The 23,941-nt window shown below is 66.2% G+C and carries 17 protein-coding genes; 15 read left to right on the plus strand and 2 right to left on the minus strand.

Annotated features, from left to right (window positions below):
* The first annotated feature begins 94 nt into the window (after positions 1–94).
* From ACH5N8_RS15275 to ACH5N8_RS15345, 15 genes are all read left to right on the plus strand, one after another.
* Entirely contained in the window at positions 95–1,018 is a 924-nt protein-coding gene (locus ACH5N8_RS15275; RefSeq protein ID WP_483281954.1) for an SPFH domain-containing protein, read from the plus strand.
* A 4-nt stretch (positions 1,019–1,022) separates the two neighbouring features.
* Positions 1,023–1,472 carry an NfeD family protein gene (locus tag ACH5N8_RS15280; RefSeq protein ID WP_483281955.1) on the plus strand — a complete coding sequence of 150 codons (450 nt, stop codon included), beginning with the start codon at positions 1,023–1,025 and terminating at the stop codon, positions 1,470–1,472.
* Positions 1,473–1,624: 152 nt separating this feature from the next.
* Positions 1,625–2,977, plus strand: coding sequence for an undecaprenyl-phosphate glucose phosphotransferase (locus ACH5N8_RS15285; RefSeq protein WP_483281956.1), 1,353 nt, complete (start codon positions 1,625–1,627; stop codon positions 2,975–2,977).
* 74 nt (positions 2,978–3,051) lie between these two features.
* The gene (locus tag ACH5N8_RS15290; protein ID WP_483281957.1) at positions 3,052–3,606 is read left to right on the plus strand and encodes a hypothetical protein; all 555 of its coding nucleotides are present in this window, start codon (positions 3,052–3,054) and stop codon (positions 3,604–3,606) included.
* Between the two features lie 128 nt (positions 3,607–3,734).
* Complete coding sequence (locus ACH5N8_RS15295) at positions 3,735–7,292, plus strand: helicase-related protein (RefSeq protein ID WP_483281958.1); 3,558 nt, start codon at positions 3,735–3,737, stop codon at positions 7,290–7,292.
* 107 nt (positions 7,293–7,399) lie between these two features.
* Positions 7,400–8,584 carry a Fic family protein gene (locus ACH5N8_RS15300; RefSeq protein ID WP_483281959.1) on the plus strand — a complete coding sequence of 395 codons (1,185 nt, stop codon included), beginning with the start codon at positions 7,400–7,402 and terminating at the stop codon, positions 8,582–8,584.
* 102 nt (positions 8,585–8,686) lie between these two features.
* A complete protein-coding gene (locus ACH5N8_RS15305) occupies positions 8,687–8,917 on the plus strand; it encodes an AbrB/MazE/SpoVT family DNA-binding domain-containing protein (RefSeq protein ID WP_483281960.1) in 231 nt (76 codons plus the stop codon).
* On the plus strand, positions 8,907–9,251 hold the full coding sequence (locus tag ACH5N8_RS15310; RefSeq protein ID WP_483281961.1) for a type II toxin-antitoxin system PemK/MazF family toxin: 345 nt from the start codon (positions 8,907–8,909) through the stop codon (positions 9,249–9,251). Before ACH5N8_RS15305 ends, ACH5N8_RS15310 begins: the two co-directional genes overlap by 11 nt.
* Complete coding sequence (locus ACH5N8_RS15315; protein WP_483281962.1) at positions 9,248–12,841, plus strand: REP-associated tyrosine transposase; 3,594 nt, start codon at positions 9,248–9,250, stop codon at positions 12,839–12,841. The genes ACH5N8_RS15310 and ACH5N8_RS15315 overlap by 4 nt, the downstream gene beginning before the upstream one ends.
* A gap of 10 nt (positions 12,842–12,851) precedes the next feature.
* Entirely contained in the window at positions 12,852–13,103 is a 252-nt protein-coding gene (locus ACH5N8_RS15320; RefSeq protein WP_460026071.1) for a hypothetical protein, read from the plus strand.
* Between the two features lie 2 nt (positions 13,104–13,105).
* Positions 13,106–13,495, plus strand: a complete 390-nt coding sequence (locus tag ACH5N8_RS15325; RefSeq protein ID WP_460026072.1) for a type II toxin-antitoxin system VapC family toxin — start codon at positions 13,106–13,108, stop codon at positions 13,493–13,495.
* A complete protein-coding gene (locus ACH5N8_RS15330; RefSeq protein WP_483281963.1) occupies positions 13,492–16,356 on the plus strand; it encodes an ATP-binding protein in 2,865 nt (954 codons plus the stop codon). Before ACH5N8_RS15325 ends, ACH5N8_RS15330 begins: the two co-directional genes overlap by 4 nt.
* Positions 16,357–16,468: 112 nt before the next feature.
* Complete coding sequence (locus tag ACH5N8_RS15335; protein WP_460026074.1) at positions 16,469–17,554, plus strand: YkgJ family cysteine cluster protein; 1,086 nt, start codon at positions 16,469–16,471, stop codon at positions 17,552–17,554.
* A 113-nt stretch (positions 17,555–17,667) separates the two neighbouring features.
* Positions 17,668–21,564, plus strand: coding sequence for a DUF748 domain-containing protein (locus ACH5N8_RS15340; protein WP_483281964.1), 3,897 nt, complete (start codon positions 17,668–17,670; stop codon positions 21,562–21,564).
* A 20-nt stretch (positions 21,565–21,584) separates the two neighbouring features.
* Entirely contained in the window at positions 21,585–22,109 is a 525-nt protein-coding gene (locus tag ACH5N8_RS15345; protein ID WP_483281965.1) for an LEA/WHy family protein, read from the plus strand.
* A gap of 69 nt (positions 22,110–22,178) precedes the next feature.
* Here the strand turns inward: ACH5N8_RS15345 and ACH5N8_RS15350 are convergent, their stop codons facing one another.
* Positions 22,179–22,808 carry a urate hydroxylase PuuD gene (locus ACH5N8_RS15350; RefSeq protein ID WP_483281966.1) on the minus strand — a complete coding sequence of 210 codons (630 nt, stop codon included), beginning with the start codon at positions 22,806–22,808 and terminating at the stop codon, positions 22,179–22,181.
* 116 nt (positions 22,809–22,924) lie between these two features.
* Positions 22,925–23,920 (minus strand): zinc-dependent alcohol dehydrogenase family protein, encoded by a 996-nt coding sequence (locus tag ACH5N8_RS15355; RefSeq protein WP_483281967.1) that lies wholly within the window; start codon positions 23,918–23,920, stop codon positions 22,925–22,927.
* Positions 23,921–23,941 lie beyond the last annotated feature (21 nt).

Below are 23,941 nucleotides of genomic sequence, written 5' to 3' on the forward strand. Positions count from 1 at the left end.
GGGCGAGCCCGCCGGGCCGCCATCTTCGCTATCATGACCGCCCCGGGAGGCGATCGCCTCCCGGCCTTTCACCACGGCCTGCGGGAGGTGTCTCATGTCGGCGTTCGGTTCGTTCGTCTTCTTGCTGCTGGTGCTCTCCATCGTGCTGGTGGTGCTCAGCGTCAAGTTCGTGCCGCAGGGCATGGCCTACACCGTGCAGCGCTTCGGCAAGTACACCATGACCCTGACCCCGGGCCTGAACGTGATCATGCCGATCATCGATCAGATCGGCGCCCGGATGAACATGATGGAACAGGTGCTGGACGTACCCTCGCAGGAGGTCATCACCAAGGACAACGCCATGGTGCGGGCCGACGGCGTGGTGTTCTACCAGGTCATCGACGCGGCGCGCGCGGCCTATGAGGTCAGCAACCTGGAATACACCGTGTTGCAGCTGACCATGACCAACATCCGTACCGTGATGGGTTCCATGGACCTGGACGAGCTGCTGTCCAAGCGCGACGAGATCAACGCCCGGCTGCTGGCGGTGGTGGACGACGCCACCACGCCCTGGGGCGTCAAGGTGACGCGCATCGAGATCAAGGACATCAAGCCGCCGCAGGATCTGGTCGATTCGATGGCGCGGCAGATGAAGGCGGAACGCGACAAACGGGCCGCGGTGCTGGAGGCCGAAGGCATGCGCCAGGCGGCCATCCTCAAGGCCGAGGGCGAGAAGCAGGCGGCGGTGCTGGAAGCCGAGGGCCGCAAGGAGGCCGCGTTTCGCGAGGCGGAAGCCCGCGAGCGCCTGGCCCAGGCCGAGGCCCGCGCCACGCTGATGGTGTCCGAGGCCATCGCCAAGGGGGATGTGCAGGCGGTCAATTACTTTGTCGCGCAGAAATACGTGGAAGCGATACAGCATCTCGCCAGCGCCGATAACAGCAAGGTCATCCTGATGCCGCTGGAATCGGCCAGCGTCATCGGCGCGCTGGGCGGCATCGGCGAACTGACCCGCGAAGCCTTCACCAAAAAGGAGGGCTGACGCCATGCCTTTTGACGTGGTGTTCTGGCACTGGTGGTCGCTGGGCGCCATCCTGCTGATCGTCGAACTGCTGGTGCCCGGCATGTTCTTCATCTGGATGGGCGAGAGCGCCTTTGTCGTCGGCGCCGTGGTCTGGCTGTTTCCGGCGATGACTTTCGAGCATCAGGTGCTGCTGTTTTCGCTGCTGTCGGTGCTCAGCATCCTGGTCTTCCGGCGGTTTCTTCGCGCAAACCCGATCCAGACCGACCGGCCGCTGCTCAACCAGCGCGCCGCGCAATACGTGGGCCGCGTCTTCACCCTGGCCGAACCCATCGTCAACGGCCGCGGCCGGATCCGGGTGGACGATTCCACCTGGCGGGTGGAAGGCGCGGACTGTCCCGCCGGCACCCGGGTGCGGGTGGTCGATGCGGAAAACGTGATCCTCAAGGTCAGCGCCGATGAGCCGCCCGCCTGAGCAGCGCCCGACCGGCCATCCGCGCCGCCGTTGCCCCGGCAACCGCGGCCGGCGGTAGCCGCGCGGGATCGGCAGAACCCCCTCCCGTACCCTTCCGCCCACCCCAAGCCGACCGCGACAGACGCGACGGCGCCCTGTCCGACCGATCCGCCGTGAACTCCCACCTGCGACTCTCGACTCCCCTGATGCCGGCGATCATCCGCACGCTGGATGTCCTCCTGATCGCCCTGGCGGGTTTCATGGCGCTCAACATCCGGCGGCTGTTCGACCTGCCGGTCTACCTGCCGGACGACCTGTCCGGCTATCACAGCCTGATGGCGGCGGCCGCCATCGTTTTCCTGCTGCTGTCGCGCCCGGTGTACCGCTCCTGGCGCAGCGCCGCCCTGCCCATGATGATGGCGCGGGTCGCCGTCAGCTGGGCCAGCGTGGTGGGGCTGCTGCTGCTGTGGCTGTTCGTGGTCAAAGCGTCGGAGGACTTCTCGCGCCTGTGGTTCGGCCTGTGGCTGCTGATCGGCACCACACTGCTGTGGCTGGAACGGCTGGCCGTCTATTTCAGCCTGCGCCTGTTGCGTCGGCGCGGCTACAACCTGAAGCACGTGGCGCTGATCGGCGCCGGCGCCACGGCCGACAGCCTGGTCCGGCGGCTGCGGCAGGCGGGCTGGACCGGCTACCACATCGCCGAGCGCCTGCCCGAACCCGACACCGGGGCGCTGGAACGGCTGGCCGCCCGGCCGCTGGACGAGATCTGGGTGGCCATCCCGATGAGCGAGGAGGCGCGCATCCGCCAGACCCTGCATGGCCTGCGGCACACCTCGGCCGCCATCCGCTACGCACCGGACTGGTTCACCTTCCGCCTGATCAACCACGGCATCAGCGAGGTGCTGGGCATCCCGATGCTGGACCTGTCCGCCTCGCCGATGACCGGCCTGAACCGGGCGCTCAAGTACCTGGAGGACAAGCTGCTGGCGCTGCTGATCCTGGTATCGCTCAGCCCGCTGATGCTGCTCCTGGCCCTGGGGGTCAAGCTGAGTTCGCCCGGCCCCGTGTTCTACCGGCAGGAACGGGTCGGCCTCAACAACCGGCCGTTCATGATGCTGAAGTTCCGCTCCATGCCGGTCGACGCCGAGGCCGGCGCCATCCGCTGGGGCGGTTCCGCCAGGAAGCCGGCAACCCGCTTCGGCCGCCTCCTGCGCCGCACCAGCCTGGACGAGTTGCCGCAGTTCCTCAACGTGCTCAAGGGCGACATGTCCATCGTCGGACCGCGGCCGGAGCGGCCGATGTTCGTCGAGCAGTTCAAGGACGAGATTCCCGACTACATGCGCAAGCACCTGGTGAAGGCCGGCATCACCGGCTGGGCCCAGGTCAACGGCTGGCGCGGCGATACCGACCTGCCGACACGCATCGAGCACGACCTCTACTACATCGAGAACTGGTCGCTGTGGCTGGACCTGAAAATCATCGCCCTGACCCTGTTCCGGGGCTTCGTGCATCCCAACGCCTACTGATGGCCCGCCGGCTCGGGTATAGTCCCGCCTGCGACGCCCGGCTTCCGGGCCGCCAACCCTCACCGCCCAAGCGCATGAAGCCCGTCATCCCCGGTGTACCCGCCGTCCTGCTGCTTGGCGCCCTGCTGCCGGCGGGCGCCGTTCTGGCCGAACCTCGCATCGTCCTCGGTCCCAGCGGACCAGGCGAGGAGCCCGAAGTCGTGGAAACCATCTCCGGCCTCAGCTACGACCAGCTCAAGCGCCTGCGCGAGCTGCGCCAATGGCTGGAGCAGCGGCAGATGATCCGCGAACAGATCCGGCTCAGCCGCCCGGAAAACCGGCAGCAGGCCAGAAACGGCTCCCTCTTCAACGACCGGCAGCTGTTCGCGCCCCTGGGCCAGCGCTTCGCCGGCAAGCTGCCGGAACCGCCCCCCGACCCCGCCACGCTCAGACTGCCGCCGTTGCCGCGTTTCGCTGCCAAGGGCGAGTCCCTGGACGCACCGGCGGCCACAACCGATCCCGCCGAGCCCGCGCTCAGCGGCGATGCGGCGGAGGCACGCGCCGACAATGCCGTCGGCCGCATCACCCACATCACGCCGCCCAGCGACGGCACCCAGATCGAGTACGAGCTGAATCCCGCCGACCGCTGAGCCCGGCATAACGCGGGACGGCATATCACCGCAATCCTGGCGGAGGGCACGCCCGGCGTGCCCGGCAAACGGCCGCAGGGGCGTTAAACTTGACGCCCTTCAGACCCCAGCCTTGCGAGGTACTCCGCTTGAAGCTCGAAGACATCCGCAAGGATGCCGCCATCTCCGGCCTGGAGCCCGGGCAGGTGGTGCGCATCGTCACGACCGAGCCGGTCGGTGACAACGCCTTGACCGTCTACTACAAAACCACCGGCGGCAGGCTATCGGAGCGCATGCTGTTCCGTACCGACGAGGTCACGCTCTCCCTGGCCGAGACCGGCCGTCCCTGGGCCTTCGATGCCCCTGGCGAGGACTTCAAGCTTGCGGTCGAAGCCACCCGCATCAACCTCGCTTACCTGTTCGATCCGATGATGGCGGTCAACACCTCGAACGTGACCCCGCTGCCGCATCAGATCACCGCCGTCTATCAGTCCATGCTGCCGCGCCAGCCCTTGCGCTATGTCCTGGCGGACGATCCCGGCGCGGGCAAAACCGTCATGGCCGGCCTGTTCATCCGTGAATTGCTGATGCGGGCCGATGCCCGGCGGGTGCTGATCGTCGCCCCGGGCAGTCTGGTCGAACAATGGCAGGATGAAATGGATGAGAAGTTCGGCCTGCGCTTCGCGCTGTTCTCGCGCGAACAGGTGGAACAATCCCGCAGCGGCAATCCCTTCGAGGATGTCGATCTGCTGGTCGCCCGTCTCGATCAACTGTCGCGCAGCGAGGACCTGCAGGAGAAACTCAGGCTCTCGCGTTGGGACCTGATCGTGGTCGACGAGGCCCACAAGCTGTCCGCCAGCTACTTCGGCAACAAGATCAACAAGACCAAGCGCTTCCTGCTGGGCGAACTGCTGGGCTCCATTACCCGGCATTTCCTGCTGATGACCGCCACGCCGCACAACGGCAAGGAAGAAGATTTCCAGCTCTTCCTGTCCCTGCTGGATTCCGACCGTTTCTACGGCAAGTTCCGCGATGGCGCCCACAAGGTCGACATCTCCGACCTGATGCGCCGCATGGTCAAGGAAGACCTGCTCAAGTTCGATGGCACGCCGCTGTTCCCGGAACGAAGGGCCTACACGCTTAACTACAAGCTCTCCAATCCCGAGGCCGCGCTTTACAACACCGTCACCGACTACGTGAAGGAGGAGATGAACCGGGCCGATCAACTCGAAGGCCAGCGCAAGGGCACGGTCGGCTTCGCGCTCACCGCTCTGCAGCGCCGGCTGGCCTCCAGCCCGGAAGCCATCTACCAGTCACTCAAGCGCCGCCGCCACAAGCTCAAGCGCCGGGTCGAGGAAGAAAAACTGCGGCAACGCGGCCACGGACTGGCCAAAACCCTGGATCAGTATGGTTTCAACGGCACCCCGGACGATATCTGGGAGTCCGCCGACAACCTGGACCCGGACGAATACGAAACCTTCGAGGAAGCCGTGGTCGACCAGGCCACCGCCGCCCGGACCCTCCAGGAACTGGACGCCGAAATCCTCATCCTCGAAAGCCTGGAGGAACAGGCTCGGCAACTGGTGCATGCCGGCCAGGACCGCAAATGGGAAGAACTCTCCCGTCTGCTGCAGGACACCCCGGAGATGCGCGATGCCAGCGGCCGTCAGCGCAAGCTGATCATCTTCACCGAGCATCGCGACACCCTCAACTATCTGGCGGATCGCATTCGCGGACTGATCGGTGCCGAAGAGGCCGTCATCATGATCCATGGCGGGGTCAAGCGTGAGGAACGGCGCAAGGTGCAGGAGCTGTTCCGCAATGATCCGGCGGCCCGTGTGCTGCTGGCTACCGACGCGGCCGGTGAAGGCGTCAACCTGCAGAACGCCAATCTGATGGTCAACTATGACCTGCCGTGGAATCCCAACCGGCTGGAACAGCGCTTCGGCCGTATCCACCGTATCGGCCAGACCGAGGTCTGCCATCTGTGGAACGTCGTCGCCGCCGAAACCCGCGAGGGCGATGTCTTCCAGCGGCTGTTCGAGAAACTGGACGTCGAGCGCCAGGCCCTGGGCGGACGCGTGTTCGACATCCTGGGCGAGGTCTTCGAGGAAACGAGCCTGCGCGACCTGCTGATTGAAGCCATCCGCTACGGCGAGGACCCGGCCACCCGCGCCAGACTGTTCCAGCAGATCGAGGGGCTGCTCGACACCCAGCACATCCAGGACATTCTTCGCCGCAATGCGCTGTGTCAGGAAGTCATGGATGCGGATCGGCTGTTCCAGGTCCGCGAGGACATGGAACGGGCCGAGGCCCGCAAGCTGCAACCCTACTTCATCCGGGCGTTCTTCACCCAGGCCTTCCGGCAACTGGGCGGGGATCTGAAACTGCGCGAATCTGGCCGCTACGAAATCAAGCATGTTCCCGCCGCCATCCGTGAACGGGACCGGCAAATCAGCGGCCGTGACCGCCGCAACCTTGATCCGGTGCTGAAGCGTTATGAGCGGGTCTGCTTCGAGAAGGACTACGTCCGCCTGCTGGACCGGGTCGGCACACCCATGGCCAGCCTCATTCACCCCGGCCACCCGCTGATGCAGGCGGTGACCGATATCGTCATCGAGCAATACCGCCACACCCTCAAGCAGGGCGCGGTGCTGGTCGATCCCGCCGACCTGGGGCTGACGCCCAAGGTGCTGTTCATCGTCGATCACGCCATCAAGGAAGGCGCCGATCCCACCAAGGTCCTTTCCAGACGATTGCAGTTCATCGAGATCGATCCCGAGGGCCAGACCACCCACGCCGGCTGGGCCCCCCATCTCGACCTGCAGGCCATCGAGCCGGCCGACCTGGCGCTGATCCCGGATATCCTGAATGCGCCATGGCTGGGTTCCCCTCTCCCGGCGGGAGAGGGGTCAGGGGTGAGGGTGAACCTGGAGCAATTGGCACTGGCCCAGGTGGTCCAACATCTGGTGCCGCAGCATTTCCAGGAGGTTCGGGAGCGTCGCGAACAGAGGGTCGACAAGACCCTCGCCGCCGTTCATGAGCGGCTGGTCAAGGAGATCAACTTCTGGTCGGACCGTTACCTGAAGCTCAAGGACGACATCGCCGCCGGCAAGGATGTGCGGCTGCCCCTGGAGAACGTCCGCCGCACCATCGATGACCTGACCGCCCGGCGCGAATCCCGTGAAAAGGAACTGCAGGCCATGCGTCACGTGATCTCGGCCCCGCCAGTCGTGATCGGTGGGGCGCTGGTCATCCCGGCCGGGCTGTTACTGCAGCGACAGGGCCAACCCGGCTGGTCAGCCGACGCGGAAGCCCGCAGCCGCATCGAACGCATCGCCATGCGCGCGGTCACCGACGCCGAAGTCGCCATGGGCCATCGCGTCACCGATGTCTCGGCCGAGAAATGCGGCTGGGACATCACCAGCCAGCCGCCGGCCGTCAACGGCAAGCTGCCGCCGTCCCGGCATATCGAGGTCAAGGGCCGCGCCAAGGGTCAGACGACCATTACCGTCACCCGCAATGAAATCCTCTATGGGCTCAACCAGCAGGAGCAATTCATCCTGGCCATCGTGCTGGTGGAGGGCGAAGCCCACGATGGGCCGCATTACGTCAGGAAGCCGTTTACCCAGGAGCCGGACTGGGCGGTGAGCAGCATCAATCTCGACCTGGGAAGTTTGCTCGAAGCAGCCGAGCCCGCTCCATGATGCCGGATGGACGGACATTTTCGCGGACATCCAGACCCCATCATTGACCGTATCCACATGATCCACAAGGAGAATATGCCCATTTGCCGGCGGACATTTTTCAGGACATGAACGAACCGGAGATTCCCGACATTACTCTTCAGGTCGACACGGACCGCGCCGGACCATTTACCTTCCAGGTCGGTGTGGACCCTGGACGAATTGAGCGGTCACTGCTGCGTGTCGTGGACGCTCATGGCCGGTTTGCCACCTCGCCACTTGCGCAGGTCGCGAGCCAGTTGGAGCGGGAAGTCATTGCCGGCAGCATCTATGGGACCAACACCATCGAAGGCGGAACGCTGACCGAGGATGAAACCCAGGCTGCCCTTGAGCTCGATCCTGCTCAGGTCCAGGAGATTGAACAGCGCCGGGTGCTCAACATTCAGGCAGCTTACAAACGTGCTCGCGAGGCTGCCCGAGATCCCGCTTGGTCCCTGTCGATAGGTTTCATTACCGAGGTGCATGCCCTGATTACTCGGGACATCCCCCACAACGATAACCGCCCGGGCATCATCCGTGACAACCCCAAAGGTCGCATCACCCATGTCGGGAGTCCGAACCATGGCGGACGCTACAAGCCCCCTCAACATGACGGGGACATCCACCGATTGCTGGAAGGACTCATCACCTGGCATGAACAGCTGACCCAGGCCGGAATCCCACCGCTGATCAGAGCGCCGCTGGTGCATTACTACTACGAACTGATCCACCCCTTCTGGGACGGCAATGGCCGAGTGGGCCGGGTCATCGAGGCGACGCTACTCCAGTCTGCGGGCTATGAGTACGCGCCGTTTGCGCTCGCCCGCTATTACCTTGAGCACATCGACGAGTACTTCGCGCGCTTCAACACCTGCCGAAAAGCAGCGGAAAAACACCAACCGCATCCGAATACCGAATTTATCGCCTTCCATCTGAACGGCATGTTCGCCACCATCAACACCCTGCATGACCGGGTTAACCAAATGGTCAGCCTGCTGCTTTTCCAGAGCCACTGTCGCTCATTGCTGGATGGCAAAGCCATCAATCCCAGACAGTACAGCATCGTATCGCAGCTGCTGGCTCAGGCATGGCCGATTCCGATGGACGTGATTCGTCAGGCACCCTGGTACACCAGCCAATACCTCAAGCTCAACGACAAGACCCGTCTGCGTGACATCAAGAAGCTGCGTGAACTGGGATTGATTCAGATTGATGAGGCCTCACGACTGTGGCCAGGTTGTGTCCGACCTCATCACGAAAAACCCAATGGCTGACGGGGAGTTGATGATTAGCATGAGGCTTTATTCGCCGGCTTGCACGCGCCGAAGCCGCCCATTAAAGTAAGGCGCTCCTTACCTCCCTTACCGATAAACCCCATGACCGCCGTCGCCAAGATCACCGCCAAGGGTCAAACCACCATCCCCGCCGACATTCGCGCCGCCCTGGGGGTTGGCCCGGGCGACCTGCTGGCCTGGGACATCGGCGCCGACGGCATCGCCCGGGTGCGCCGGGTCCGGCCCATCGACCTCGAATACCTCAAGGCGGTGGAGGGCACGCTGACGGAATGGAACAGTGCGGAAGACGAGGACGCCTACCGTGACCTATGAGGCCGGCCAGGTTGTGCGCGTGCCGTTTCCCTTCACCGACCATGTCGCCAGCAAGAATAGGCCGGCACTGGTGCTGTCGGATCCCGCCGCCTTCAACACCCCCTCGGGTCATCTGGTGCTGGCCATGATCACCTCGGCCCGGAATCCCCGCTGGCCGCTGGACTGTCCCATCGAGGACCTCGAAACCGCCGGCCTGCCCGCGCCCTCGGTGGTGCGCTGCAAGCTGTTTACCCTCGATGCCCGGCTGATTCGTGGCGTCCTCGGCCGACTGGCCGAAGCGGATGCGTCCCGCGCAGCCCAGACCAGAAACCGCCTTTTCGCCATCAGCCCATGACCCCCATCAAAACCCCCAGAAAACTCATCGAAGTCGCCTTGCCGCTGGACAAGATCAACGCGGCGGCGGCGCGGGAGAAGTCGATCCGGCACGGGCACCCCAGCACCCTGCATCTATGGTGGGCGCGGCGGCCGTTGGCGGCGGCACGGGCGGTCATCTTCGCGCAGATGGTCAACGATCCATCGGAATCGGTACCGGGTGATCGACGGACACGGTCATGGAAAGATGCGGTCAAGATCGAGCGCGCGCGACTGTTCGGCATTCTGGAACGGCTGGTGCTGTGGGAAAACACCAACAACGAGGCGGTGCTGAACGAAGCGCGCGCGGAAATCTGGAAAAGCTGGCGCGAGACCTGCGAACTGAACAAGAACCTGGGAGCGCGGGCTTCCAGCCCGCAAGAAGCGGCCAAGATGGCCGCGCTCCAAGAGTTATTCAATCCCGATAAGCTGCCCGCTTTCCACGATCCCTTCGCTGGCGGCGGCGCGCTGCCGCTGGAAGCCCAGCGACTGGGGCTGGAGGCCTATGCCTCCGACCTCAACCCGGTGGCGGTGACCATCAACAAGGCCATGATCGAAATCCCGCCGCGGTTCGCCGGCCGCACACCGGTCGGGCCGCTACCGGCGGGTGAGAAGAAGAACGTCGACATGCATGAAGACTGGTCCGGCGCGCGCGGCCTGGCCGAGGACGTCAGGCGCTATGGGGCCTGGATGCGATCCGAGGCGGAAAAGCGCATCGGCCATCTGTATCCGAAGATCGAGATCACCGCCGAGATGGCGGTGGAACGGCCCGACCTGAAACCATTGGTCGGCCAGAAGCTGACCGTCATCGCCTGGCTATGGGCGCGCACCGTGCGCAGCCCCAACCCGGCTTTCAGCCATGCCGACGTGCCGCTGGCCTCGACGTTTGTGCTGTCGAGCAAGGAAGGCAAGGAGGCGTATGTGGAACCGGTGGTGGAGGGAGACTCGTATCGGTTTACGGTGAAGGTGGGGACACCGCCGGAGAGTGCGAAGAGCGGGACCAAGGCGAGTGGGCGCGGTGCAAATTTCACCTGTGTGCTGTCCGGAATGCCGATTGGAGGCGATTACATTAAGGCCGAGGGACAGGCAGGACGGATGGGGGCACGACTGATGGCGATTGTCGCCGAAGGCGTGCGTGGCCGCGTCTATGTGGCGCCAACAGACGTTCATGAAGCCATCGCCCGACAGGCGCAGCCGGAATGGAAGCCATCCGGCGACGTGCCGGCTCGCCTGACTGGCGGCACTTGCGTACCGTATGGCATGAAGGAATGGGGCGACCTCTTCACCCCCCGCCAACTGGTGGCGCTGACCACCTTTTCCGATCTGGTGCAGGAAGCCATCGAAAAATGCAAAGCCAACTACCTGGGAGCGCGGGCGTCCCGCCCGCAAAAAACCTGGCACACCCGAGGCTACCTTCCCCATTGGGAAGCCGGTGAAATCGCCCAGGCCATCACGTTCCGTCTCCATGACAGCCTTCCCCGTGAATTGCTGGAACAATGGCGCGAGGAGCTATCCCGTCTTCCCGAAACCGAACAATCCTTAGAACGCCGTAAGCGCATCGAAATCGCGCTGGATACAGGGTACGGCGCTTGCCACTTGCGCTGCCCCGATGTTGCCAAGATTGTGGAAGACGCCTTGCTGCATTTTGATGGGCAACGTTACCGGCTGCACGCCTGGACGATCATGCCCAACCATGTACACGTACTGGCAACGCCGCTGCATGGCTATAGCCTTTCTTCGATCCTGCATTCCTGGAAGTCCTTCACGGCGAAAGAAGCCAACCGGATTTTGGGGCGAGCGGGAGAGTTTTGGCTGGAAGAGTACTTTGACCGGGCGATTCGCAGCGATGCGCATTTCGCGCGTGCTGTCGAATATATTGAGAATAACCCGGTGAAGGCAGGTCTGTGCACCAGCGCCGAGGAATGGGAGTTTGGGAGTGCATGGGAGCGCGGCCATCCTGGCCGCAAGGAAGAGCGGGCGGGACGCCCGCGCTCCCAGGATGAAATTCCATTGGACGAAGGCGGCAGCGGCGCGACGGCGTATGCGCAGGCGGTGGGGGTGTATTTGGGGTTTGCGCTGAATAAACTAGCCGACCGCGGCTCTAGTATTTGCACATGGTTTACCGAGCGAGACTCGACACGTAACACCTTCGCGCGTCAATCGATTCCGATGACTTGGGACTTTGCCGAACTGAATACGTTGCTAAGTGGCACAGGAAGTTTCACAGGGGCTGCGGGATGGACAGCCGAGAGCATTGAAGGCGTAGCGGTTGCAGATGCATTCGGTATACCAGTAGCGACGCAAGCTGATGCACAATCGCAGGCGATCAGCAAGACGAAGGTCATTTCCACCGACCCCCCGTACTACGACAATATCGGCTACGCTGACCTTTCCGACTTCTTCTACGTTTGGTTGCGGAAGAGCTTGAAACCGATCTTCCCCGGCTTGTATGCCACGCTGGCCGTGCCCAAGGCCGAGGAACTGGTCGCCACGCCTTACCGCCATGGCGGCAAGGAACAGGCCGAGGCTTTCTTCCTCGACGGTATGACCCGCGCCATCCGCAATCTGGCTGATCAAGCCCACCCGGCCTTTCCAGTAACTATTTATTACGCCTTCAAACAAGCTGAAACCAAGGGCGAAGCGGGCACCTCCAGCACCGGCTGGGAAACCTTCCTTGACGCGGTGATCCGAGCGGGCTTCGCCCTCACCGGCACCTGGCCCATGCGCACCGAACTAGGTAACCGCATGATCGGTGCCGGCACCAATGCATTAGCCTCCAGCATCGTCCTCGTCTGCCGCAAGCGTCCCGCCGATGCGCCCACCGTCAGTCGCCGCGAGTTCATCCGCGAACTGAATGCCGTGCTGCCGGATGCCTTGGCGGATATGGTAAATCCAGGGAGTGCGGGCGTCTCGCCCGCCAAAAGCGGCCAAGATGGCCGCGCTCCCATTGCGCCGGTGGACCTGTCCCAGGCCATCATCGGCCCCGGCATGGGCATCTTCAGCCAGTACGCCGCCGTGCTGGAAGCGGACGGCAAACCCATGTCGGTGCGCACCGCGCTGCAACTGATCAACCGCTTCCTGGCCGAGGATGACTTCGACCACGATACCCAGTTCTGCCTGCACTGGTTCGAGACCCAGGGCTGGGCCGAGGGTCAGTACGGTCAGGCCGATGTGCTGGCCCGGGCCAAAGGCACCAGCGTGCTGGGCATGCAGGCGGCCGGCGTCATCGAATCCGGCGGCGGCAAGTTGCGGCTGCTGCGCTGGGCCGAATACCCGCGCGATTGGTCCCCCGAAACCGACGACCGCACGCCGATCTGGGAAGCCCTGCACCAACTCATCCGCGCCCTGAACAGCCAAGGCGAGACCGAAGCCGGCGCCTTGCTGGCCCGCATGCCGGCCCGGGCCGAACCGATCCGGGCGCTGGCCTACCGCCTCTACACCCTCTGCGAGCGCAAGGGCTGGGCCGATGACGCCCGCGCCTACAATGAACTGGTCACCGCCTGGACCGGCGTCGAACGCGCCGCCAGCGAATCCGGCACCCGGGGCGAGCAGACCGGATTCGACAACTTCTGAGGACCACGCCATGTTGAAGAGTTACGAAGCGATTTATGACCGGGGCCGTCTCCAATGGGTCGATCAGGCTCCCCGGATTGAACACGCCCGGGTGATGGTGATCGTGGCTGAGCCTGATCAGGTCACCATACCCCCGGAACATCCCGCTGATCAGGTCGATCAACTGCTGGCCAGAACCGCCGGGGCATGGGGTAGACACTCGACCAGCGAGGTCAAAGCGCGCATGGCCAAACAGCGTCAGGCCGACTGGGGGAGCGACTGAGGATGGCCTACCTGTTCGACAGCAATGTCTTCATCTTTCAACTGAATGGCGTATTGGGGGACACAGGGCAGGCTCTGCTGCGAACCGGTTTGATTGAAGGCGGCGCCTATTCCGTCATCTCGCGTATCGAGGTGCTGGGCTATCCGCAGTCAGCCGCTGAACTGGCCTTGGCGGAGGAACTCTTTGAACGGCTCAACCCGATAGCCGTGGACAATGCCGTCATCGCACAGACCATTCGTCTGCGTCAGATGCGCAAGATCAAGATTCCTGATGCCATCATCGCCGCCAGCGCCCTGATTCAGGGCTTGCCGCTGGTGACCAATAACGTGAGCGACTTTCAATGGATCGAGGGGTTGCGCCTGATCGATCCTCTGCCCAAGATGACGCCATGACCCTCAAACCCTGGCGCGAGATCGCCGAACCCCACTCCGATGTCCGCGAGGGCAAGTTCCAACAGGCCGAGTTTGCCGCCGATCTGTCGCGCGTGCACGCGGGCACCGCCAACGAGGAATACCAGAACCCGGCGCTGTTCTATCAGCGCACCTTCATCACCGAGGGCATGCGCCTGCTGCTCGATTCGGTCATCAAACGGCTGGCCGGTCGCGGCGGTGACCCGGTCATCCAGTTGCAGACCGCATTCGGCGGCGGCAAGACCCACACCATGCTGGCGGTCTATCACCTGGCCAAGGGCGAGGTGCCGGTCAGCGACATGCCCGGTCTGTCGACCCTTCTCGATGCGTCCGGTATCACCGAACTGCCCCGGGCGCGGGTGGCCGTGCTGGATGGCAACCAGTCCGCGCCCAATCAGCCGTTTACCCCCGGGAGCGCCGGCGTCTCGCCGGCATCGACGAAGGGCCGCCAGGATGGCGGCGCTCCCACGATTCACACCCTATGGGGTGATCTGGCTTGGCAACTGGGTGGGGCCGAAGGCTATGCCCTGGTGGCCGACGCCGATGCGTCCGGCACGTCGCCGGGCAAGGCCGTGCTGGAGACACTGCTGTCCCGCTACGCGCCGTGCGTGATCCTGATCGATGAATTGGTGGCCTATGTCCGCCAGTTCGAGGACGGCAAGACACTGACCGGGGGCAGCTTCGATTCCAACCTGTCGTTCATCCAGGCATTGACCGAAGCGCTGAAGGCCGTACCCACGGCGGTGCTGCTGGCTTCGCTGCCGGAATCGGACAAGGAGGCCGGCAGCCAGCGCGGTGTGAAGGCGCTGGAGGCGCTGTCGCATTACTTCGGCCGCATCCAGTCGCTGTGGAAACCCGTCGCCACCGAAGAGGCGTTCGAGATCGTGCGTCGGCGGCTGTTCAGCCAGATCACCGACCGGCTGGCAGCGGAAACGGTCTGCCGGGCCTTTGCCGACTTCTACTCCACCCATCGCAGCGACTTCCCCCAGGACACCCAGGAAAGCCGCTACCTGGAACGGCTGCAGCATGCCTATCCCATCCACCCCGAAGTCTTCGACCGGCTGTATGAGGACTGGTCCTCGCTGGACAACTTCCAGCGCACCCGGGGCGTGCTCAAGCTGATGGCCAAGGTCATCCACCGGCTGTGGAAGGATGGCAACAACGATCCGATGATCATGCCCGGCAGCTTGCCGCTGTATGACGGCGATACCCGCAACGACATCATCTACTACCTGCCACAAGGCTGGGACCCGGTAATGGACAAGGACGTGGACGGCGAACGGGCCGAGACCACCGACATCGACAGCCAGGACACCCGTTTCGGCAGCCTGCAGGCTTGCCGCCGTTGTGCCCGCGCCGTGTTTCTCGGCAGCGCGCCCAGCACGGCGCATCAGATGGTGCGGGGCATCGAACTGGAGCGGGTCTTGCTTGGCGCGGCGGTAGCCGGTCAGCCGATCGGCACCTACAAGGATGCCATCCGCCGGCTTGGTGACCGCTTGCATTACCTGAACCATGCCAACAACCGGTTCTGGTTCGATACCCGGCCCAATCTTCGCCGGGAAATGGAAGACCGCAAGCGCCGCTTCCAGGACAAGGAGGATGTGATCCCGGCCATTCGCGACCGGGTGCAGAAGTCCTTCGCCCCCGGGCTGTTCGCTGGGGTGCATGTGTTCACGCCCAGCGCCGATATCCCCGATGACTGGCAGATGCGTCTGGTCGTGCTGCCACCGGATGCTCACTACAGCCGCTCGGGCCACAGCGTCGCCGAAGAACGTGCCATCGACATCCTGAAAAAGCGCGGCGAGCAGCCCCGTTTCAAGCAGAATCGCCTGATCTTCCTTTCGCCGGATTACGACAACGTGGCCCGCCTGCGTGACCTGACCCGCTCGATGCTGGCCTGGCAATCGATTGTCAGCGACATCCGCGAGATGAAACTGAACCTGGATCAGTTTCAGGCCAAGCAGGCGAACAAGAGCCTGGAAGAGGCCAACGAAACCCTGAAGCGCATGGTGCGCGAAACCTGGAAGTGGCTGCTGGCGCCGGTTCAGGACGCCAAGCCTGGGAAGGGGCTGTCCGAGATTCAGTGGGAGGCGTTTCCGGTCAACCCCGGCGCGCCGAACCTGACCCAGGAAATCGAGCGCGTCCTCAAGGAAAACGAGCTGCTGATTACCGAATGGGCGCCGGTTCATTTGCTCAAGCTGCTGAGGGATTGGTTCTGGAAGGACGGCGTGCAGGAGGTCAGCGCGGTCAATGTCTGGCAGCAAACCTGCCAGCAGTTGTACCTGCCGCGCCTGCTCAATGACCATGTCTTTCACCACACCGTCCAGGCCGGCGCGGAAAGCCGGGACTTCTTCGGCCTGGCGCAGGGCAAGGAGGAAAACCGCTACATCGGCTTCAGCTTCGGCGAGCGGACCTCGGTCTTCCTGGATACCGTTCTATTGATCGAACCGAGCGTGGCCAAGACCTATGCGGCCGCCATCAAGGAGCCGCCTGCACAGGGAACGCCTCCGGGTAGCACACCTGACGCGCCGGCGGCAGGAACGCCACCGTCTATCGATCCATCCGGGACACCCGGTACGGGAGGCAAGGTCACCCGGACCACCCAGCGGCACTTCTACGGCACCATCGACCTTGATCCCGTGAAGGCCAAGATGCAGTTCGCCGACATTGTCGACGAAGTCGTTCAGCCGTTCACGACCCGGGCCGGGGTGAAGGTCAGGATTGCCGTCGAAATTCAGGCCGACTACAGCGCGGGCTTCGATGACGGGCTGCAACGGGCCGTCAGGGAGAACTGTAACGTGCTGCGCTTCCGGAACGCCGAGTTCGAGGAGGGCGAGGGTTGATCGCCATGGCCCCGCGTCCGGGCCACATGCCCGGGTATCGCGCCCGACACGCTGTTGCCTCCGGACGGGAACGTCCGTGGCCATCGATATGCCAGACGGGCATACCCCGGGCATGAGCGAATTCCTGCGCCAGCCCCGGCACGCCTACGAAGACCCGCTGGCCCGCATCTGGCGGCTCTGCGCCGAACGGGTCGGCTTTCGCGTGATCCGCTCGCGCGAGGCCTACGCCTCCGCCGACGGGTGCGGCAACCTGCTGATCGCGACCGAGGACCAGTTCGACCCCGACGACAACCTCGGGCAGATGATCTTCCACGAACTCTGTCACGCACTGGTGGAGGGGGACAGGGGCGAAGGCCTGCCGGACTGGGGCCTGGACAATACCCGCACGGGCCACCCCTGGCGCGAACATGCCTGCCTGCGCCTGCAGGCCTGGCTGGCGGATCGCCACGGCCTGCGCGACTTCCTGGCGCCAACGACGGATTTCCGCGTCAGTTTCTGGGACAGCCTGCCGGCCGATCCCTTCGCCGTCCCGCCCGGACAGGGCGGCCGGCGCGAGCGGAGCTGCGTGGCGGCGCGCATTGGCGCCTGGCGGGCCAGCCTGCCGCGCTGGGCGGCCCCGCTGCGCGAGGCCCTGCAGGCCACCGCCGGCATCGCGGCGCTGGTGGCCGGGCACGGCGGTCCGACGGCTGGCCAGCCGGCCAGCCTGGTACCGCTGTGGGACACCGCGACGACGCCGCCGACGCCGCACCCGGCCGGGCATGCGGCCATCGCCGCGTACCACGCGGGCGCGACCTGCGGCGACTGCGCCTGGCATGACCGACGGCGCCACAGCCTCGGCTGCCGGCACGTCCCCCGGGCCCGGCTGCGCGGCAACCCGCCGGCCTGCGACCGTTACGAGCCCGCCGCCGAACTCGACTGCCAGACCTGCGGCGCCTGCTGCCGCGAGGCCTACCAGGCGGTCGAGGTCTCGTCCCGCGACCCCGTCAACCGCCGCCACCCGGAACTGGTGCAGGTCGAGGCCACGCGCCGCCGGCTGCGGCGCGCCGGCGACCGTTGCGCGGCGCTGACGGGCGGCCAGCAACCCGGCGAGGGCTTCGCCTGCACCATCTACCCGGATCGCCCGCAGACCTGCCGCGATTTCACCCGCGGCAGCGCCAACTGCCTGGACGCCCGCCGGCGGGTCGGGCTGTCGCTGTAACGCTTACAAAACCCCGGGACACCGGGTTGTCAGTCCCGGCTCCGCGGATGTGACCGTGCGAGCGCTCCGGCTCTACAATGCCGGGCATGGTTTCACTCCCCCATGGCGCCATCATGAAGCCGATATTGCAGATCCTGCGCAAACCCTGGGTCAGGACGGTTCTGGCGGTTCCGCTGGTGTACGGCCTGATCGGATTCCTCGGCCTGCCCTGGCTGGTGCGGCACCAGCTGCCGCCCCGGGTCGGGCAACTGCTGCAGCGGCCGCTGTCCATCGGGGCGGTGAACTTCAATCCCTTCCTGCTGCGCCTGGAACTGCGCGACACCACCCTGACCGAGGGTGACGGCCAGCCCCTGTTCGCGCTGCAACGCCTGCTGATCGATTTCGAGCTGCTCGACACGCTGCGCAACCGGGCGCCGACCTTCGCCGAGCTGCGGCTGGAACGGCCCATGCTCCAGCTGGTGCAGGAACCGGACGGCACGCTCAACCTGTCGCGGCTGATCGACGATCTGCCGGACAGCCCGGAGCCCGCCACGCCGGCGGAGGACAGCCCACCGCCGCGACTGGTGCTGCAGCGGATCGTCCTCGCCGACGGGCGGGTCGCGCTGGAAAACCGCGCCAGCGAGCCGCCCATCGCCAACCAGGCCGAGCATCTCGACCTGGAGCTGAAAAACCTGTCGACGCTGCCCGCAAGAGCGGGGCGCTACGCGGTGGACGCGGCCCTGCCGGATGGCGGCAGCCTGCGCTGGAGCGGCGAGCTGTCGCTGAATCCGGTCCGCTCCAGCGGCACGGTGACGGTGGCAGGACTCAAGCTGGCGACGCTCTGGCACTGGGCACAGGACCGTCTGGCGCTGGCGGAACCGGCGGGCGACCTTGAGCTGTCGAGCCGCTATGCCTTCGCGCAGCAGGAGGGCGAGAACCGGCTGCAACTGGAGGAGACCCGCGTCCTGCTGAAGGGCCTGCAACTGGCCACCGCCGAGCCGCGGCGCCCCCTGCTGGCCCTGGATACCCTGCGCATCGACCCGGCCCGGATCGACCTCGGCGAGCAGACGGTGGCGATACCGGCCATCACCCTGGAAAAGGGCCAGCTCGACCTGGTGGCCGACGCCAACGGCGAGCTGAACTGGCTCACCCTGCTCGGGCGCGGCCAGCCCGCCGCCACGCCGGCCGCACCATCCGTCACGCCGCCCACGTCGGCGGCGGCCAGTGCCACGGGCGAACCCGGGCGGCCCTGGTCGATCCGGCTCGGGGCCTTTCAGCTGAAGGATCTCGCCATCGGCTACCGGGCCGAACCGAACGAGACGCCGGTAGAAGCGACCATCGGCAGCCTCGGGCTGGCGTTCGGGGTCGAGGCGACGCTGGGCGGCACCGCGGCGCCAGACTGGAAGATCGGCGACATCGGCCTGCAACTGCGGCAGATCAGCCTCAGGCAGGCCCAGGACCCGCTGCTGCAACTGGACGACATCCGCCTCGAACGGGCGAGCATCGACGGCGTCGCCCATGCGATCCATGCACCGCTGCTGGCGATCGGCAAGGGCCGCATCGGCGCCGACATCGATCCGGAGGGCCGGCTCAACTGGCGGGCGCTGCTGCCGCCCGCGCCGGACGCGACAACCACCGCGCCGACAGCGCCAGAACCGCCGGCCGCCGATACCCCCGCCGGCCAACCCTGGCAGTTGGCGCTGGACGAATTGCGCCTGGACGGGCTCGGCCTGGAGCTGAGCGACGCCAGCCGCGCTGCGCCGATCATGGCCCAGCTGGGCGAACTCGGGCTGACACTCAAGGCTGCGGCCAGCCTCGACGCGGCAGCGCCCCAGGTCCGGGTCGAGGGCCTGAACCTGCAACTGAACCGGCTGGCCATTGCCGAGCTGGACCAGGATGCGCCGCTGCTGGCCTGGGATGTGCTGCGTCTGGAGGATGGTCATGCGGACCTCGGGCAGCGTGAAGCCGGCGCGCGGCGCCTGCTGGTGCAGGGGGGCGGTACCGCGCTGGCGCGCGAGGCCGGCGGCGACCTCTATCCGCTCTCCAGCCTGCGGGCGCCGGCCGCGGAGTCGCCGGCGCCCACCAGCCAGCCGCCCCGCGGGACGACCGCCAGCACCGCGCCACCCTGGCACTACAGCCTCGGCGAGGTGGCGATCCAGGACTTCGACCTGGGCATCCACGACCAGACCCGGACGCCGCCGCTGGCCTACGATCTGGACGGCCTGACGCTATCGGTCCGCGCGGTCGACAACCGCGTCGGGACCCCGATGCCGTTCACGCTGGCGGCGCGCGTGCGCCAGGGCGGGCAGCTGCGCGTCAACGGCAGCGCCGCGCAGAGCGGCGAATCCGCCCGCGCCAGGATCGAACTGGAGCGCTTCGACCTGCGGCCGTTGCAAGGCATGCTCGACGAGCATGTCGCCCTGCGACTGGAGGCGGCGAACCTTTCCACCCAGCTCGCCCTCGATTACCGCAACGCCCGGCCGGCGCCGCAGGTCCGCGTCAGCGGCGGCGCCAGCCTCGCCAACCTGAAGCTGACCCAGGGCCGCGACGGCGGCAAGTTCCTGTCCTGGGACGATCTGATCGCCCGCGGCATCGACTTCAGCCTGGCCCCGGACCGGCTGGCCGTGAAGGAACTCAAGCTGATCGGCATGGACAGCGTCATCGCCATCCGCGAGGACAAGCGTTCCAACATCGGCGACATCCTGAAAACGCCCGATGCCGGCAAACCGGCGGCCGCCGCGCCGCCGCCCCTCTCTCCCGCCCGGCCGGCCGCCACGCCCGCCTTCCCGGTCGCCGTGAACCGCCTGCTGATCAGCGGCGGTCGCGTCGATTTCAGCGATGCCAGCCTGGTCCTGCCTTTCGCAACGCGGGTGCACGATCTTAGCGGCTCGATCGCCGGCTTCAGCCTGACCCCGAAGAGCCGGGCGACGATACAGCTGGCCGGCCACGTCGACGCATTCGGCGAAGCCCGCGTGGATGGCTCCCTGAGCCCGCTGGATGCCCAGCAGTTCAGCGACATCGGGGTGGCGTTCCGCAACGTCGCCATGACCTCGCTGTCACCCTACAGCGCCACCTTCGCCGGCCGCACCATCGAATCCGGCAAGCTGGATCTCGACCTCCTGTACCGGATCGAGGACCGCCAGCTGAAGAGCCAGAACAAGCTGGTGCTGGAACAGTTCAGGCTCGGCGAGCGCGTCGAGAGCCCCAATGCCACCGCCCTGCCGCTGGACCTGGCGGTCGCGCTGCTGACCGACGCCAACGGCCGGATCCAGGTTTCGGTGCCGATCGAGGGGCGGCTGGACGACCCCAGGTTCGCCTATGGCAAGGTGATCGGCGAGGCCTTCGCGACCCTGGTCAGGAACATCGTCTCGGCGCCCTTCAATGCCCTCGCCGCGCTGATACCCGGCGGCAGCAGCGGCGATCCCGGCACGGTGGCCTTCGATCCGGGGCGTGCCGAGCTGCCGCCACCCGAGCGGGAGAAGTTGCAAAAGCTGGCCGGGATGCTGGCCGGCAAACCCGGCCTGAAACTGACCGTGCATGGCGGCGTCGACGACCAGGCGGATACCCTGGCGCTGAAGTGGCTGGCCGTCCGCCGGGCCGTGGCCCGCGAACTGGATGTGCCGCTGGCGCCGGACGAGACGCCGGACAGCGTCAACGTGACCGACCCCGCCAGCCAGCGCGCCCTGGAAATGCTGGCGGCGCCCGGCCAGGGCGGCGAGCACGTGGCCGCCGCCTATGTCCGCGACACCGGCCGCAATCCGCAGCGGGTGGGCAGGGTGGCCGGCTGGTTCGGGCAGGGCAGCCAGACACCGGATTTCTACGAGCGGCTGCTGGACTGGGTGGTCGAACATGCGGTCCTGCCGCCCGGCGCGCTGGCCGAACTGGCCGACCGCCGGGCCAGGGCGGTGATGGCCGAACTGACCGAGCGCCAGCGCTTCGACCGCGCGCGGCTGGTCCAGGGACCGGCCGTCGCCGCCAAGGCCACGGAGGACGGACGCGTGGCCATTGCGCTGGAACTGGACACGGACTGAACGGTGTCAACCGACCAGCCATGACCCGCCTGCCGCTGCCGCTGCCGCTGCCGCTGCTGGGGCTGGGGCTGGGGCTGGGGCTGCCGCTGCTGGCCGGCTGCTCGGCCTGGAGCACCGATGCCGGCGGACTCAGGGAGCCCGATGTTTCGCTGGCCGAACTGAGCCTGAAGGACCCGAACCCGCTCCGGCCGACCTTCCGGGTGCGACTGCGGGTGGACAATCCGAACGATCTCGACATCCGGCTGGACGGGGCGGACGTCGATCTCGCCCTGAACGGGCAGCCGGTGGCGACCGGGGTGAGCCGCAGCCCCCTGGTCCTGAAAAAGCTGGCGACATCCGAGATGACGGTGGACCTCTCCGCCGACACCCTCGGTGCGGTCCGGCAATTGCTGACCCTGCGATCCCGGCCGGCGCTGGACTACCGGGTCACCGGCGACATGATCTGGCACGACGGGTTCGGCCCCTTCGGCAGGCTGCCGCTGAGCTTCGGCGGCTCGGTGGACCGGGCGACGCTGCTGCGCGCCGCCGGCAGCCTGGCGGAATGAACCCGGGGGCCTGAAACCCGAAACCCGGCCGGAGCCGGGTTTCGGAGCCAATCCGGCAAGGATGGCCGGTCAGCCGACGTTCTGCGCCGCTACCATGAAATACAGCATCGGAATCGAGAACATGGTGTTGAAGCGGCTGGTCAGCATGGCCGTGCGGGCGGCGGCCTTCTTCGCCTCGGCGTCGGCCTCCACGAGGCCCAGGGCGATCTTCTGGTTCGGCCAGATGATGTGCCAGACGTTGAAGGCCATGACGATGCCCAGCCACATGCCGATGCCGATATAGAGATCGCGCGACGGCCCGTCGCCGACGATGCCCAGCGTCATGGCCCGTACGATGTAGCCATTCATGGCCGCCACAACCAGACCCGTCACCAGCGTCGCCAGCGCCGCCCAGCGGAACCAGAACAGCGCGGTGGGCGCGATGACCTTGCCGATGGCGGGTTTCTGCTCGTCGGGAATCTTGGGCATCGACGGGATCTGGACGAAGTTGAAGTACCAGAGCAGTCCGATCCACATCACCCCGGAAATGACGTGCAGCCAGCGGAACAGGAAGCTGAACCAGTTGTGATCCAGCTTCACGGTGCCGGTAACCAGGGCCAGGACGACCACCAGGGCGGCGCCGAACAGCAGGGCGCGCTCCAGCTTGTCGAGACCGAACTTGGCGAGGGACTCTATCAGCATCAGCATGGCATTTTTCATGGTGTTCTCCGTTAGGTGCCGGTGAAGTCGCCCGGGACCGCCCCGGACGCCGCCTGATTATGCACCCGCGATGATCGATTGAAACCCGTCGCAACCCACCCGCTGGCGGGCCGGCTTCAGGCCATCGTCAGCACCAGCTTGCCGACCGTGTGGCCGGTCTCGATCTGCCGATGGGCCGCGGCGGCCTGCGCCAGCGGCCAGGTCTGGCTGACGTGCAGGCTGAGCCGGCCCGCGTCGATCCACTCGCCGCATTGCCGCAGGATGGCCAGCTGGTGGTCGCGGGCGGCATCCAGGCGCCGCAGCATGGGTGTCAGCATCAGCTCGAAGCCGATGCGCAGGTTGCGCAGCCGGGCTTCCGCCAGCGACAGGGGGCCGGGGTCGAGCAGGGTCACCAGGTCGCCGAAGTGCGCGGTGCAGCCGATGCTGCGGGCGAAAATCTCGGGGCCGACCGTCTCCGCCACCAGATCGGCGCCCTGCCCGCCGGTGAGCCGGTTGACCTCGGCGACGAAGTCCGCCTCCCGGTAGTCGATGACCTCATCCGCGCCCCAGTCCCGCGCCCGGCGTGCGTTCTCCGCCGAGCCCACGGTAGCCAGCACCCGCGCGCCGCGCAGCCTGGCCAGCTGCAGGGCGACGTGCCCGACCCCGCCGGCGCCGGCATGGATCAGTACCGTCTGGCCGGCTTGCAGCCGCCCCCGGTCGTAGAGCATGCCCCAGGCGGTGATCAGCACCAATGGCCCCGCCGCGGCCTGGACGAAATCCAGCGTGCGCGGCATCGGCGCCGCCCAGCGCTGGTCGAGCACGGTGTACTCGGCATAGTTGCCGGGCTCGTCGCCCAGGCCGCCATGGCAGAACCAGACACGGTCGCCAACCCGGAAGCGGTCCACCGCCGCGCCGACCGCTACCACCTCGCCGGCCCCGTCGCAGCCCAGCACCGCCGGCAGGGGGCCCGCGCCGAGCAGGCCGCTGCGGCGCAGCTTGGTGTCGACGGGATTGACGCCCGCCGCCCGCAGCCGGACCTTGATCCCGGTGGGATGGGCGATGACGGGTTCGGGGAGATCGGCAGGTTCCAGGACCTCGACGGGACCGGGCCGGGTCATGAGGATGGCTTTCATGGGCAGCTCTCGATGGGGTGA

The organism is Methyloparacoccus sp. NF-16 (genome assembly GCF_056880625.1).